Origin of the sequence: Cupriavidus pauculus (genome assembly GCF_003854935.1) — a bacterium.
GTDB classification, from domain to species: Bacteria; Pseudomonadota; Gammaproteobacteria; order Burkholderiales; family Burkholderiaceae; genus Cupriavidus; species Cupriavidus pauculus_C.
On sequence record NZ_CP033969.1, the window covers coordinates 775,995 to 790,414 of the forward strand.

General features: G+C 66.3%; 11 protein-coding genes. All 11 read right to left on the minus strand.

What is annotated here, in order from left to right; genetic code table 11:
• Positions 1-11 precede the first annotated feature (11 nt).
• The 11 genes from EHF44_RS05290 to dnaA all read right to left on the minus strand — a co-directional run bounded on the left by EHF44_RS05290 (position 12) and on the right by dnaA (position 13,817).
• On the minus strand, positions 12-1,259 hold the full coding sequence (locus EHF44_RS05290) for a M20 aminoacylase family protein (protein WP_124682785.1): 1,248 nt from the start codon (positions 1,257-1,259) through the stop codon (positions 12-14).
• 210 nt (positions 1,260-1,469) lie between these two features.
• Entirely contained in the window at positions 1,470-2,318 is an 849-nt protein-coding gene (locus EHF44_RS05295; RefSeq protein ID WP_124682786.1) for a fumarylacetoacetate hydrolase family protein, read from the minus strand.
• A 103-nt stretch (positions 2,319-2,421) separates the two neighbouring features.
• Positions 2,422-3,033 carry a glutathione peroxidase gene (locus tag EHF44_RS05300; protein WP_253700048.1) on the minus strand — a complete coding sequence of 204 codons (612 nt, stop codon included), beginning with the start codon at positions 3,031-3,033 and terminating at the stop codon, positions 2,422-2,424.
• Positions 3,034-3,167: 134 nt separating this feature from the next.
• The gene (locus EHF44_RS05305; protein ID WP_124685003.1) at positions 3,168-4,658 is read right to left on the minus strand and encodes an MDR family MFS transporter; all 1,491 of its coding nucleotides are present in this window, start codon (positions 4,656-4,658) and stop codon (positions 3,168-3,170) included.
• A 332-nt stretch (positions 4,659-4,990) separates the two neighbouring features.
• Positions 4,991-5,431 carry a CBS domain-containing protein gene (locus EHF44_RS05310; protein ID WP_124682787.1) on the minus strand — a complete coding sequence of 147 codons (441 nt, stop codon included), beginning with the start codon at positions 5,429-5,431 and terminating at the stop codon, positions 4,991-4,993.
• A gap of 211 nt (positions 5,432-5,642) precedes the next feature.
• A complete protein-coding gene (locus tag EHF44_RS05315; RefSeq protein WP_124682788.1) occupies positions 5,643-6,332 on the minus strand; it encodes a DEAD/DEAH box helicase in 690 nt (229 codons plus the stop codon).
• Between the two features lie 28 nt (positions 6,333-6,360).
• Positions 6,361-7,332 carry a DUF72 domain-containing protein gene (locus EHF44_RS05320; protein WP_124682789.1) on the minus strand — a complete coding sequence of 324 codons (972 nt, stop codon included), beginning with the start codon at positions 7,330-7,332 and terminating at the stop codon, positions 6,361-6,363.
• 114 nt (positions 7,333-7,446) lie between these two features.
• Positions 7,447-7,779 carry a nucleotide pyrophosphohydrolase gene (locus tag EHF44_RS05325; protein WP_124682790.1) on the minus strand — a complete coding sequence of 111 codons (333 nt, stop codon included), beginning with the start codon at positions 7,777-7,779 and terminating at the stop codon, positions 7,447-7,449.
• A 134-nt stretch (positions 7,780-7,913) separates the two neighbouring features.
• Positions 7,914-10,439, minus strand: coding sequence for a DNA topoisomerase (ATP-hydrolyzing) subunit B (gene gyrB / locus EHF44_RS05330; RefSeq protein WP_124682791.1), 2,526 nt, complete (start codon positions 10,437-10,439; stop codon positions 7,914-7,916).
• Between the two features lie 184 nt (positions 10,440-10,623).
• Positions 10,624-11,739, minus strand: coding sequence for a DNA polymerase III subunit beta (dnaN, locus tag EHF44_RS05335; protein ID WP_124682792.1), 1,116 nt, complete (start codon positions 11,737-11,739; stop codon positions 10,624-10,626).
• Between the two features lie 329 nt (positions 11,740-12,068).
• A complete protein-coding gene (dnaA, locus tag EHF44_RS05340; RefSeq protein ID WP_124682793.1) occupies positions 12,069-13,817 on the minus strand; it encodes a chromosomal replication initiator protein DnaA in 1,749 nt (582 codons plus the stop codon).
• Between the last annotated feature and the right edge of the window lie 603 nt (positions 13,818-14,420).

The window sequence follows — 14,420 nt, forward strand, 5'->3', positions numbered from 1 at the left end:
TCGGTCGGCGCTCAGTCGGCCAGGTACCGCTCGACCAGGCGCGTCCAGTACGCGGCGCCGACGGTCAGGTTGTCGTCGTTGAAGTCGTAGCCCGCGTTGTGCAGCAACGGCTGGTTGGCGCCGTTGCCCATCCGCACGAAGCAGCCGGGCCGCTGCTGCAGGAAGTACGCAAAGTCCTCGCTGCCGGCGATGCGGTGGAAATTGCCGATGGCGCGCTCGGGGCCCACCAGTTCCTCGGCCACCTGCCGGGCGAACTCGGTCTCGGCCTCGCTGTTGACCAGCACCGGATAGCCGCGCACGTAGTCGATCTCGGCCGTGGCGCCGTACCCTTCGGCGTGCGACGTCACCAGTTGGCGGATGCGCGCCTCCATCGACGCCCGCACCTCGGCGCTGAACGACCGCACGCTCACTTCCATGCGCGCGCTGTCCGGAATCACGTTCGGGGCATGGCCCGCGTGCAGCGTGCCGATGGTGACCACGGCCGTCTCGTTGGGGTCCACGTTGCGCGCCACGATGGACTGCAGCGCCATCACCAGGCTGCCGGCCACGAGGATCGGGTCGATCGACTGGTGCGGCCGCGCGGCATGGCCGCCCTTGCCCTTGATCGTGATGGCGACGGTGTCGCAGGCGGCCATGAACGGGCCGCTGCGGAACATGAAGGTACCGGCTTCGACACCCGGATGGTTATGCAGGCCGAAGATGGCGTCGCACGGAAAGCGTTCGAACAGGCCGTCGGCCAGCATCCGCTCGGCGCCGCCGCCGGCGCCGATTTCCTCGGCGGGCTGGAAGATCAGGTGGACGGTGCCGTTGAAATGCCGCGTGCGGGCCAGCTGGCGCGCCGCGCCCAGCAGCACCGCGGTGTGGCCGTCGTGGCCGCAGGCGTGCATCTTGCCTTCGTTGACGCTGGCGTACGGCAGGCCGGAGCGTTCGTGGATCGGCAGCGCGTCCATGTCGGCGCGGATGCCGACACTGCGTTTGCCGCTGCCGGACCGCAGGGTCGCCACCACGCCGGTGCCGCCCACCCCGCGCGTCACCGTGAAGCCCCACCCTTCCAGCTTGCTGGCGACAAGCTCGGCGGTACGGACTTCGTTGAACGCAAGTTCGGGATGCTGGTGGATGCTGCGGCGGATGTCCTGCAGTTCGTCACGCGAGTCGAGCGTGTCGTGAACGGTGCAGTAGGAGCGCGTGGGGGCGTCCTTGGCGAGGCTGACCGATACGGTCTTCAGTATCGATTCGATTTCGGGGGCGTGTTCAGACATGGCATTGCTCTTATCTGGCAGACATGTATGAACAGTATTTCACGCAGGGTCCAGAGGGAAAACCCCGAATGCGTATTTCGTGCGAAAGCGCCCCATATGGGCCCAAAACCGTTGCCCTAATCGTACGCTTTGTTTGCAAACGCGACGCTTTGCAAGACGATGTTTCAGCGGGGAACCCCGTGGGGCCCCGCATTTTTCACATCGCAGAATCTAGCGTTCGCCGTAGGCCACCACGGCCTGCGACTGCTCGCCCAGGCCCTCGATGCCCAGGCGCATGACATCGCCGGCCTTCAGGTAGCGCGGCGGCTTGAAGCCCATGCCCACGCCGGGCGGCGTGCCGGTGGCGATCAGGTCGCCGGGTTCCAGCGTCATGAAGCGGCTGACGTAGCTGACGATGGTGGCCACGTCGAACACCATCGTGGCCGTGCTGCCCTTCTGCATGCGCTCGCCATTGACGTCGAGCCACATGCCCAGCTTCTGCGCGTCGGGCACCTCGTCGCGCGTCACCAGCCACGGGCCGACCGGGCAGAACGTGTCGCAGCCCTTGCCCTTGTCCCACGTGCCGCCGCGCTCAAGCTGGAATTCGCGCTCCGACACGTCGTTGACCACGCAGTAGCCGGCCACGTGTTCCAGCGCCTGGGCCTTCGACACATTGCGCGCCGTCGTGCCGATCACCACGCCCAGTTCCACCTCCCAGTCCGACTTCTGCGATTCGAACGGCAGCATCACCGCGTCGTTGGGCCCGTTCAGCGACGTATTGGCCTTCAGGAACACGATGGGCTCGGCCGGCAGCGGCATGCCCGCCTCGGCCGCATGGTCGGCGTAGTTCAGGCCGATGGCGATGATCTTGCCGATGCCGGTCCAGGGCACGCCGTGGCGCTCGCCGTCCAACACCGGCAGCGTGGCCGGGTCGATGGCGGCCAGCCTGGCCAGCGCCGCTGGCGCCAGTTCGCCGGGGCCGATATTGCCGATCACGCCGGACAGGTCGCGCACGCGGCCGTCACGGTCTACCAGGCCCGGGCGCTCGGCGCCGGGCTTTCCTACGCGGACAAGTTTCATGGTGTCTCCTCGGATAAACGTCAGCGCCGCGAGCTTGTCTGCCAGCGCGCGGCGTTGCCCGGCGCGGTTTCGGCGCGGGCCCAGCGGGTAATCAGGGGGCGGTTCAGCGCGTACCCAGCAGCGCCTCGATCTTCGCCACGAGCTGCTTGTCGTCGGGCTTGACCATGCTGTTGTAGCTGCCGACGACCTGGCCCTTGCGGTCGATCAGGTACTTGTAGAAGTTCCATTTCGGCGCGGTACCGGTTTCCTTGGCCAGCATGATGTACATCGGATTGGCCTCGTCGCCGCGCACGTGGGACTTGCCCAGCATCGGGAACTTGACGCCGTAGGTGTTGTAGCAGAAGTCGGAGATTTCCTTGGCCGAGCCGGGCTCCTGCGAGAAATCGTTCGACGGGAAGCCCAGCACCACCAGCCCGCGGTCGCGGTACTTGGCGTAAAGCTGCTCCAGCCCCTCGTACTGCGGCGTGAAACCGCAGTAGCTGGCCGTGTTGACGACCAGCACGACCTTGCCGGCGTACTGGCACAGGTTCTGCGGCGCCTCGTCCTGCAGGCGCGGAAAGCGGAAGTTCAACGCGGCGGGGCAGCTACCGGCCGCCTGCGTCGCCACCGGCGACGCGGACTTGTCGGCGGCACGGGCCGGCGGCGGCAGCAGCGCGGCCACGGCGGCCAGCCCCAGGGCGCCCAGCAGCGCGGCACGCTGGCGCGCGGGCTGCATCCGATCCCTGTTCACTGCGGCGGCCGGGGTGGATTGGCGAGACATGGATTCAGGCTCCGATTTTCCGTTGGGTGGCAGGCAAGTCTACGCCTCCGGCCCTGCCGCGTCATGACGCGGGGCCGCAGCGCGGTGCTTCAATCCATATGGATCTTGGCCGCGTGCTCGGTCACGCTGCTGCGCAGTTCCAGGTCCGGCATGCGGCGGACGATCACGAGCGCCACGATGGCGGCCACGGCGCCGACCGCAAAGATCAGGTGGAAGCCGGACTCGACGCCGCCGGCCAGCACCTGGTGCACGGCCGGCGACAGGTGGGCCATCGCCTCGCTGCCATGGCGCAGCGAGCCAAGGTCGAGCGGCTGGGACACGCCCGAGCGCGCCAGCGCATCGCGGAATTCCATGGCCAGCAGCGTACCGGCCAGCGCGCCGCCAAGCGCGCTGCCCAGCGACCGGATCACCAGCAGGGCGCCTGTGCCGGCACCCATGTCGCGGCGCTCCAGCGCATTCTGGACCGTGATCAGCGTGCCGACCATCGCCATGCCCAGCCCGATGCCGGCAATCGTCATCGCCAGCAGCACCAGCGCGGTGGGCACCGCGGCGGTCACCGTCGCCAGCGACACCAGCCCGACCGACGCCGCCACGTAGCCACCCGTCAGGATCTCGCGCATGCGGCCCAGGCGCGGGGCCAGCCAGGCGACCACGAAGTTGCCGGCCACCGTGGACAGCAGGAACGGCACCACGAGCAGGCCCGACATCGACGCATCGGCATCGCGCACGAGCTGGAAATGCAGGGGCAGGGCGAAGATGCACAGGAAGATGTTCAGCGCGGCCAGCGCCGACGCGCCCACGCCCATCACGTACGCCCGGTTGGCAAACAGGCGCGGCGGCAGCATCGGATCGGGCGCGCGACGTTCCTGCCAGGCCAGCAGCGCCACGGCCACCACGGTCACCAGCAGCAGGCCGGCCATTTCCAGCGAGATCCAGTCGAAGGCTTCGCCGGCCCAGCTCATCGCCAGCAGGAAGGCGACGATGGCCACCGCCAGCAGGCTGGCGCCCAGCCAGTCCACCTGCGGCCGGCCGCCGCGCGGGCGCAGATTGGCCAGCCCGCGGTAGCACATCGCCATCGCCAGCAGGCCCAGCGGCACGTTGATCCAGAACAGCCAGCGCCACGACATGTGGTCTGACACCCAGCCGCCGACCAGCGGCCCGGCAATCGACGAAACGGCCCATACCGTGGCCAGGTAGCCCTGGTAGCGGCCGCGCTGGCGGGGTGCCACCACATCGGCGATGGCCGCCTGCGCCAGCGACATCAGCCCGCCGCCGCCCACGCCCTGCAGCGCGCGGAACAGAATCAGTTGCGTGAGGCTCTGCGCCAGCGCGCAGGCCACGGACGCGGCGATGAACAGCGTGATCGCCAGCATCAGCAGGCGGCGGCGCCCGAAACTGTCGGACAGCTTGCCGTACAGCGGCGTGGTCACCGTCGACACGATCAGGTAGGCCGTGACGATCCACGACAGGTGGCTGAAGCCGTTCAGGTCGTTGGCGATGGCCGGCACGGCCGGGATCACGACGGTCTGGTCGAGCGCGGCCAGCAGGATGCAGAGCACGATGCCGCCGATCACGCGCATGATCGCGGCGTGGTCGTGGACGGGCGCGGCGGCGTCCAGGGCGGCTGACTGGGAAGAAGAGGGCGGAGACATGCGGTGGCGAGGGAGGGGGCTGGCGGACCCGCCGGCTGGCGCCGGCTCGGACGATCCGGCCGCGTGACATCGACGCAGCCTTATTCAGCAACCGCATAATTATATGCATGCTCAGCATTTGGCGCTGAGGATGTATCTGCCGCCTGGGGCGGCACACCGCGCACGGGTGCCGTGCCCGTCACGCACGATGCGCGGCGGGCACGGCTTCCGATCTTGGGTAGGACTGGGGTGGGACGACGACGGGAAACAGGCGGGCGCCGTCAGCGCGCGCCGCCGGTGATGTAGTGTTCGAGTTGCTCGATGGTGAAGCGCTGCTCGCTGATGATGTCGTTCACGAGGTCACCGATGGACAGCATGCCGAGCAGCGAATCGCTGTCCATCACCGGCAGGTGGCGCAGGCGGTGGCGGGTCATCAGCGCCATGCAGTCGTCGGTCGTCTGGTCGGCGCGCACGTAGATCACGGCCGTGGTCATGATCTCCTTGACCAGCGTTTCGCGCGACGTACGTTGCATCAGAATCACTTTTCGCGCGTAATCGCGCTCGCTCAGGATACCGACGATCTTGTCGTGCTCCATCACCAGCAGCGCCCCGATGCCCTTTTCGGCCATCAACTGCAGCGCCGCGTACACCGTCGCCGAGGGCGGGATGCTGTAGATGGCGTGGCTTGCCTTGTTTTCCAGAACCTGCCGTGCGGTCTTCATGTCACCGACTCCTTGTTGCCGTTTTGGAAACAGTTGCTGGCTGGCGTGGTTCGATCAGCGGTGCTGCGCGCGCCGCGCGCCCCCCGGGGCCGGCCAGCGTCTAACCAGATTAGCAAAGGATCGGCGCGGCTCACAGGGTGACTTTCACGAATCTTGGCGCCCGGCGTTCGCTGGCGCCCGCCCGTGGCGCCACCACGCGCTGCCCTGCAACTCAGGCGCGCGCGCCCGGCAGCGCCACCAGCCGGGGCCGCCGGAGCCACTGGCGCGCCAGCCGCGCGAGGTCCGGCGGCAGGTCGGCATCGGCGCTGGCGTGGAACAGCAGCGTCTGACGGCCCTTGGGACAGCGGGTGGCGACGAACGCGATATCGTCGGCCAGTCCCATGTCGAGCATCGTGTCGGCCGCGTCGAAGATCAGCGTGTGGACGGCCCGCAGGTCCAGGCTGGCGGCATCGAGGTGGTCGAGCATCCGGCCCGGTGTGCCGACAACGATATGCGCGCCATGGATCAGGCTGTCGATCTGTGGCCGCATCGACGTGCCGGCCGACAACACGGCCACCTTGACCTGTCCGGCCACGCGCACGAGGTCGCGGATCCGCTGCGCGACGGCCTCGGCACGGTCGCGCGTGGGGCAGAGCACCACGGTCTGGACGTCGAAGCGCTGCGGATCGAGCCGGTGGAGCAGGGCGACCGCCAGCATCGTCACGCTGCCCGCGCCTGGCCGGACCTGGACGACGAGGTCGTGGCCGGTCAGCGCCAGGGGCAGGGCCACCGCCTGCAGCGGCGACATCGCAATGTGGCCAAGCTGCGCGAGCGCGTCGAGCCACATCGGCTCCAGCGGCAGCGCCGAGAACCGTTCGCGCCCGGGCCGGGCACGGAGGGCAGGGGGCTCGCGGACGCTCATGGCTGGCGGGTCGGCAGGAGCGGGCGCGTCAGGCGGCGGCCCGGGAGGCGGGCTTTTTGGCCGGGGCTTTCTTGGTGGCGGGCTTCTTGGTGGCCGCCTGCTTGGCCGGCGCCGTCTTCGCCGCCGCCTTGGCGGTCTTCGACACCGGCACCTTTACGGGCACGGTTTCCGTCGGCGTCCAGCCCAGCCTGGCCAACAGCGCACCGGCGGCGGCCGGCGCCCGTTCCTTGGCGCCGTTGATGAAGAAGAGGTACACCGCCTTCGGCTTGAGCCTGGCGCCGGGCGCGTCTTCCACGCGCGGAAGATCGGTCGGGGCCGAACCCTTCGCCCACTGCCCGACGCGCTGGGCCCACTGGTCGAGATCGGCATCCTTGTACCCGGTGGCGACGGACGCCTCGGCGTTCAGCAGCCGCGCGTAGACAAAATCGGTCGTCAGGTCGGCAAACGACGGAAACTTCGGCGAATCGGTGAAGACCGTTGCGGCCTTGTACTTGCGCGCAAGCTTCAGAAATTCATCACACATGAAACTGTCGTGACGCACTTCCAGCACATGGCGCAACGTCACGCCTTCGACCGAATCTGGCAGCAGGGTCAGGAATGCCTCGAAGTCTTCGGGCACGAACTGCTTGGTCGGCGCGAACTGCCAGACCACGGGGCCCAGCTTGTGCCGCAACTCGGCGATGCCGCTGTCGATAAACCGGTGAATCGAATCGGCACCCTCGGCCAGCACGCGCCGGTTCGTGGCAAAACGCGACGCCTTCACCGAGAACACAAAGTCGTCGGGCGTGGCATCGCGCCAGTTCGCGAACGACGTCCGCTTCTGCGTGCCGTGATAGGTGCTGTTGATCTCTATGGCCGTCAGGTGCCGGCTCGCATATTCCAGCTCGCGCGCCTGCGGCAGGCCGGCCGGATAGAAGTTGTCGCGCCACGGCGCAAAATTCCAGCCACCAATACCGATGTGGATATTTGTCGCTACCTTCGCTGGCTTGCGCGCTGCCATGGCCGGATCTCCCCGTGTGGGAACAGACAATGGGGAAAGTCTAGCTGTATTTGGGGCACGAAGCTGTCAGCAGGACGGCCAACCGAGGGGGCGTGACGCCGGCGCAGCCCGCCGTCAGCCTTCCGCGCCCGGCGCCGGGTACTTGCGCGCATTCATCGCCATCTTGGCCCGGACGGCGGCATCGAGGTCGACCCCGAGCGCCGTGACAAGCTGCGTCAGGTAGATCGTGATATCGGCCAGCTCCTGTTCCACATGCGCGCGCTCGTCGGTCGACATGACACCCCGCGATTCCTCCTCAGTCTGCCACTGGAAGATCTCCACCAGCTCCGCCACCTCGACACTGAGCGCCATCGCCAGGTTTTTCGGACTGTGATACTTGCCCCAGCCACGCGCCTCGCCAAAGTCGAACGCGGCTTGCTGGAGATTTTTCAGGTCGATGAGGGGCATGGGGACAGCGGCGGGTGGGCGGGAAAGTGGGGATTTTTGCATGGATCACAGGCGCCGCAGAGTGATGCAATCGGCGCTGGAAAGAAAAATCCCGGCCGGGGCCGGGATTTGGGGGTCAGGCGGGAGGGACAACCTCAAACATCAATATTCCGCGCCACCAGCGCGTTTGACTCGATGAAGTTGCGGCGCGGTTCCACTTCGTCGCCCATCAGCGTCGTGAAGATCTGGTCGGCGGCGATGGCGTCTTCGATCTGGACCCGCAGCAGGCGGCGCTGCGTCACGTCCAGCGTGGTTTCGAAGAGCTGCTCGGGGTTCATTTCGCCCAGGCCCTTGTAGCGCTGGCGCGAGACGCCGCGTTCGGCCTCGGTCAGCAGCCACTGCATGGCTTGGTGGAAATCCGCCACGGTCTGTTCGCGCATCTTTTCGCCTTCGCCGCGGCGTACCTTGGTGCCGTCCGGGATCAGGCCCTGGAACGTGGTGGCGGCGCGGGCCAGCGCGGCGTAGTCGGCGCCGTGGACGAAATCGGCGTCCAGGTGCGACAGCCGCACGTTGCCGTGATGGCGGCGCGCGATCATCAGGCGGTGCTTGTCGGTTTTCTCGTCGAACTGCGCGTAGACGTCGGCCGTGCCGTCGTCGTTCACGGCGGCGCCGATCAGCGTCTTGGCGTGCATCTCGGCCAGCTTGGCCTTGAGCGCCACGGCCGATGCCTCGGCGGCGGCCGCGCTGTCCAGGTCCAGCACCACGCCGTCGGCGATGGCGCGCAGCGCCTCGACGTCGACGATGCGCGACAGCCGGCCGATCACGCCTTCGGTCAGCTGGTACTGGCGGGCCAGCTCGCCCAGCGCGTCACCGGCGATCTCGCTGCCGTCCGGGCGCACCAGGCCGGCCTTTTCCATCGCCAGCTTCAGCATGTAGGCGTTCAGTTCGTTGTCGTCCTTGATGTAGCGCTCTTCCTTGCCGTGCTTGATCTTGTACAGCGGCGGCTGCGCGATGTAGACGTAGCCGCGCTCGATGATGTCGGGCATCTGGCGGTAGAAGAACGTCAGCAGCAGCGTGCGGATGTGCGAGCCGTCCACGTCCGCATCGGTCATGATGATGATACGGTGGTAGCGCAGCTTGTCGAGGTTGTAGTCTTCCTTGCCGATGCCGGTGCCCAGCGCCGTGATCAGCGTCAGCACTTCCTGGCTCGACAGCATCTTGTCGAAGCGGGCGCGCTCCACGTTCAGGATCTTGCCCTTGAGCGGCAGGATTGCCTGGAACTTGCGGTCGCGGCCCTGCTTGGCCGAGCCGCCTGCGGAGTCGCCCTCCACCAGGAACAGCTCGGACTGCGCCGGATCCTTTTCCTGGCAGTCGGCCAGCTTGCCGGGCAGGCCCATGCCGTCCATCACGCCCTTGCGGCGCGTCATCTCGCGGGCCTTGCGGGCGGCCTCGCGGGCGCGCGCGGCGTCGACGATCTTGCCGCAGATGATCTTGGCGTCGTTCGGCGTTTCCAGCAGGAAGTCCGTCAGCGCCTTGCTGACCAGTTCCTCCACGGGCAGCCGCACCTCGGACGACACCAGCTTGTCCTTGGTCTGGGAGCTGAACTTCGGCTCGGGCACCTTGACCGACAGCACGCAGGCCAGGCCCTCGCGCATGTCGTCGCCGCTGGTTTCCACCTTGGCCTTCTTGGCGATCTCGTTTTCTTCGATGTACTTGTTGATCACGCGCGTCATCGCCGCGCGCAGGCCGGTCAGGTGGGTGCCGCCGTCGCGCTGCGGGATGTTGTTCGTGAAGCAGAGCACCTGCTCGTTGTAGCCGTCGTTCCACTGCATGGCCACTTCCACGGCGATGCCGTCCTTCTCGGCGTTCGCGTAGAAGATGGTCGGGTGCAGCACGGTCTTGGCGCGGTTGATGTATTCGACAAAGCCCTTCACGCCGCCCGAGAACGCGAAATCCTCTTCCTTGCCCGTGCGCTGGTCCACCAGCTTGATGTGCACGCCATTGTTCAGGAACGACAGCTCGCGGATGCGCTTGGACAGCACCTCGTAGTGGAACTCCACGTTCGTGAAGATTTCCTCGTCGGCCAGGAAGTGGACCTCGGTGCCGCGCTTGTCGGTGGCGCCGACGATCTTCATCGGCGACACTTCCACGGGCTGGCCGTCCGGGCCGGTCACGGTCTCGACGATGCGGTTCTGGACCTCGCCCTTGGCGAATTCGATCAGGTTGACCTGGCCGTCGCGGCGCACGGTCAGGCGCAGCCATTTGGACAGCGCGTTCACGCACGACACGCCCACGCCGTGCAGGCCGCCGGACACCTTGTAGCTGTTCTGGTTGAACTTGCCGCCGGCGTGCAGCTCGGTCATGGCGATTTCCGCCGCGCTGCGCTTGGGCTCGTGCTTGTCGTCGAACTTCACGGCCGGCGGGATGCCGCGGCCGTTGTCCACGATCGAGATCGAGTTGTCGCTATGGATCGTGACCAGGATCTCGGTGCAATAGCCGGCCAGCGCCTCGTCGATCGAGTTGTCCAGCACCTCGAACACCAGGTGGTGCAGGCCGGTGCCGTCCGACGTATCGCCGATGTACATGCCGGGACGCTTGCGCACCGCTTCCAGGCCTTCCAGGATCTGGATCGAAGAGGCGCCGTAAGTGTTTTCCTGCTGCGGTTTCTGCTGATCGGTCATGTTTTCCTACTCACGATACTCACTGCAAAAGCGGCCATGGCCGGACCTGCGCCAGGGGCGGCGGGTGCGGCCGGTCCGCGTCTTGCGGGTTACTTAAAAACGGCAAAAGGGGCGGATCCCGTGGATCCGGCCCCTGCTGCGGAGTGTGCCCGATTGTGTATGGATGGCGACTCGGTGCGGGCCATCAAATGCGCATCGGCATCACGACGTACTTGAAGTTGTCGTCTTCCGGCACGGTAATCAGCGCACTCGAATTGGAGTCGCCGAGGCTGACCTGCACCTGCTCGCTCTTCAGGTTGGCAAGCACGTCGAGCAGGTAGGTCACGTTAAAGCCGATATCGAGCGCATCGCCCGAATAATCGAGTTCCAGCTCTTCCTGCGCCTCTTCCTGGTCGGCGTTGGTCGAGCTGATCTTCAGCACATGGGTGTCGAGGATGCAGCGCACCCCCTTGAACTTGTCCGTGGTCAGGATCGCCGTCCGCTGTAGCGCCTGCTGCAACTGCACGCGGTCGATCGCGAACGCATTCTTGTAGCCCTTGGGGATCACGCGCTGGAAGTCCGGGAACTTGCCTTCCACGAGCTTGCTGATCAGTTCCACGTTGGCGAACGTGAACTTGATCTGGTTCGCGGCAAGCTGCACCTGCACGGGATCATCGTTGTCCTCCAGCAGGCGCTGCAGTTCCAGGATGGTCTTGCGCGGGATGATCACTTCCTGGCGCGAGCCGACGCCGGCCGCCTCGTTTTCCAGTTCCACGCCGCAGTAGGCCAGGCGGTGGCCGTCGGTTGCCACGGCCATGACCTTCTTGCCGTCCACCACCAGCAGCATGCCGTTCAGATAGTAGCGGATGTCCTGCTGCGCCATCGCAAAGTGGACCATCGCCAGCAGGTGCTTGAACGTCTTCTGCGGCAGGCTCACGCTCGCGTTGAACTCGGCGGCCTCGGCAACGGTCGGGAATTCCTCGGCGGCCAGCGTCTGCAGTGCGAAGCGGCTCTTGCCCGATTGCACGGTCATGCGCTTGTCGTTCAGCGACAGCGCCACGTCGCCGTCGGGCATCGCGCGCAGGATGTCCAGCAGCTTGCGCGCGGCCACGGTGGTGGCCACGTCGTCGCTGCCGACGCCGCATTCAGCATGGGTGGTGATCTGGATCTCGATGTCGGTCGAGAGGAAGGACACGTTCGAGCCGGACTTGCGAATCAGCAGGTTGGCCAGGATCGGGAGGGTGTGGCGGCGCTCCACGATGCCGCTCACGATTTGCAGCGGACGCAGCAGATTGTCTCGCGAGGTTTTGACCAATTGCATTGAATTTATCCTTCGTCGTTTGTCGTCGGCGACCGCGGAATCGGGTGAAAACGCGCGATATCCAAAATCACTTTGGAATCAACGAGTTAATGCCGGATTGTACCAAGGATAAGCCGCTGCGGTGAAGCGGGGCGAATCCGGCGCTGCGCCGGGTTGTGCACAAAATGCCACGCCCGGCCGACAATCGGCGCCAACTCGTCCCGACTCACCGCAAAGCCTTATCTGAGGCCGGAATCCCGCGATACAACAGTTGTTCAGACGCCCGTTTGCCGCCGGGCGCGCACCCAGTAGTATGCCAGCCCGGCAAGGCCGGCCGCCAAAAAAGCCGGTCAGCCCTTGAGCGTCTGTTCCAGCACGTGCAGTTCGTGGTTCAACTGCGCGTCCTTGCCGCGTTCGTCGGCAATCTTGCGCACCGCGTGCAGCACCGTGGTGTGGTCCCGGCCGCCAAACAGCTCGCCGATCTCGGGCAGGCTCTTCTGCGTCAGTTCCTTGGCCAGGTACATCGCGATCTGGCGCGGCCGCGCGATATTGGCGGGCCGCTTCTTCGAGTACATGTCCGCCACCTTGATGTTGTAGAAATCGGCGCAGGTCTTCTGGATGTTTTCCACGGAGATCTGTCGGTTCTGCACGGTCAGCAGGTCCTTCAGCGCCTCGCGCGTGACCTCGATCGTGATGTCCTTGCCGTGGAAGTTCGAGAACGCCAGGATCTTGCGCAGCGCCCCTTCCAGCTCGCGGACGTTCGAGCGCAGGTGCTTGGCCACGAAGAAGGCAACTTCCTCGGGCACGCTCACGTTCTCGGCCGCGGCCTTCTTCATCAGGATAGCCACGCGCATTTCCAGCTCGGGCGGCTCGATCGCCACGGTCAGGCCCGAATCGAAGCGCGAGATCAGCCGGTCGTCGATGCCGGTGATTTCCTTCGGGTACGTATCGCTGGTGATGATCACCTGCGCCCGGTTGGCGATCAGCGCCTCGAACGCGTAGAAGAACTCCTCCTGCGTGCGGTTCTTGCCGGAGAAGAACTGGATGTCGTCGATCAGCAGCAGGTCCAGCGAGTGGTAGTAGCGCTTGAATTCGTCGAACGCCTTGCGCTGGTACGCCTTGACCACGTCGGACACGTACTGCTCCGCGTGGATGTAGCGGATGCGCGCGCGCGGGTTCTCCATCAGCATGAAATTGCCGATGGCGTGGATCAGGTGGGTCTTGCCCAGGCCCACGCCGCCGTAGAGGTAGAGCGGGTTGTAGGACTTGCCGGGATTGTTGGCCACCTGGATGGCCGCGGCGCGGGCAAGCTGGTTGGCCTTGCCGGTCACGAAGTTGTCGAACGTCAGGATCGGGTTCAGGCGCGAGCGCTCGTGCACCGTGTCGTTCGGCTGGGCGCCGGCCGCGGCGGGCTGCTGCTGCGGCACGCGGTACGAGCGCGCGCTGGCCTCGGCGGCGTCCATCTGGGCCACGTCGATGTCGCCCATGTCCTGCATCGGCGCGCCGGCGCCGCCCTGGAGCGGGTGGCCGGTGGGCGCGGCGCCGCGATGCGGCATGCCGCCCGGTGCGCCGTGGTGCGATGGATGCGAGGGGTAGGGCGCCTGCCCGCCGGGCACGCCGTAGCCAGACTGGCCGCCACTGGCATGGCTGTCATAGCCGGGATAGCCGCCCGCCTGGGACGGCGCCGGCTGCGACGCGCCCGGTCCGAAGCCCTGGCCTGGCATGCCGGCCGATGCCGCGCCCGGGGCGCCCGGATAGCCCGTCGCGCCCGCACCCATTGCAGCGTGGGCCATGCCGTTGTCCTGCCCCTGCTGCATCGCCTGCTGCGTATAGGTGGCCGCACGGCCCGACGCGGCGGGATCCAGGACGAAGTGAACGCTAACCTGCGTTTCCCAGTATTCGCAAGCGAGCGCGGTGATGCGGCCCGAGAACTGGCTCTTGACCCAGTCGAGCTTGAAGCGGTTGGGCGCGGCAATCCGCAGCGCATGCGCTTCCTCGTCGAAGGCGACGGGCGCCAACGGCTTGATCCAGGTTTTGAATTGTTGGGGCGTCAGTTCGCGCTCGAGTTGCGCGGCTGCTGCCTGCCAGAAATCTTGCATGTGTTCTTCTAAGTGACCGGACCATCGCTTCGATGGCCCGTCACGGGTGACGCAACGCGCGCGCCACGGGTCTGCTGCTGCCTTGCCATCCGCCCCAAGCGGAAGCAAAAGGCAAAACGCCGTCCCGAAGCCGGGCTACGAACGGCGGTCGATGCGAGTTCATCGCGGTATACATCTCGGTATACCAGGGCAGGCAGTCCCGGGTTGTGTGTGCGCCACGCGGCCCGTGTAGTGTTTGGACCGGGATTGTACCCCCCGCCCCAAGTTATCCACAAAGGATAACCCTGTGGACAAGTTGTGAAAAAACAGTGGATTTGTGTGCACAACCGGTGCGGGCCACGGGCGGCGGGAGGGGCATTTCCGACCGATAATCCATCGGAAACAAGCACTTGCCCCGCCCGGGTACCCTCTATAGGTGACCGGGAATACCCACAAAGTTACCCACCGCCCTTTGTGGACAATGGCGCACCACTGTTTACAGCGGCGCGCGGCGCACTTTGCAGCGCGACGCCGATATCGCCCGTCCGGCGCCTTGACAGCGGCGCGGAAACTAGGTTAAATGCCGGGTTCTGCGATGCGGCAGGGGATCACGTATGCGCATCG

What these genes read in the sequence shown, in the direction of transcription:
- EHF44_RS05310 (WP_124682787.1), bottom strand. Translation starts at nt 5,431, where the DNA reads ATGAAGACCGCACGGCAGGTTCTGGAAAACAAGGCAAGCCACGCCATC.
- EHF44_RS05320 (WP_124682789.1), bottom strand. Translation starts at nt 7,332, where the DNA reads ATGGCAGCGCGCAAGCCAGCGAAGGTAGCGACAAATATCCACATCGGT.
- EHF44_RS05305 (WP_124685003.1), bottom strand. Translation starts at nt 4,658, where the DNA reads ATGCGCGTGATCGGCGGCATCGTGCTCTGCATCCTGCTGGCCGCGCTC.
- gyrB (WP_124682791.1), bottom strand. Translation starts at nt 10,439, where the DNA reads ATGACCGATCAGCAGAAACCGCAGCAGGAAAACACTTACGGCGCCTCT.
- dnaA (WP_124682793.1), bottom strand. Translation starts at nt 13,817, where the DNA reads ATGCAAGATTTCTGGCAGGCAGCAGCCGCGCAACTCGAGCGCGAACTG.
- dnaN (WP_124682792.1), bottom strand. Translation starts at nt 11,739, where the DNA reads ATGCAATTGGTCAAAACCTCGCGAGACAATCTGCTGCGTCCGCTGCAA.
- EHF44_RS05315 (WP_124682788.1), bottom strand. Translation starts at nt 6,332, where the DNA reads ATGAGCGTCCGCGAGCCCCCTGCCCTCCGTGCCCGGCCCGGGCGCGAA.
- EHF44_RS05290 (WP_124682785.1), bottom strand. Translation starts at nt 1,259, where the DNA reads ATGTCTGAACACGCCCCCGAAATCGAATCGATACTGAAGACCGTATCG.
- EHF44_RS05325 (WP_124682790.1), bottom strand. Translation starts at nt 7,779, where the DNA reads ATGCCCCTCATCGACCTGAAAAATCTCCAGCAAGCCGCGTTCGACTTT.
- EHF44_RS05295 (WP_124682786.1), bottom strand. Translation starts at nt 2,318, where the DNA reads ATGAAACTTGTCCGCGTAGGAAAGCCCGGCGCCGAGCGCCCGGGCCTG.
- EHF44_RS05300 (WP_253700048.1), bottom strand. Translation starts at nt 3,033, where the DNA reads ATGCAGCCCGCGCGCCAGCGTGCCGCGCTGCTGGGCGCCCTGGGGCTG.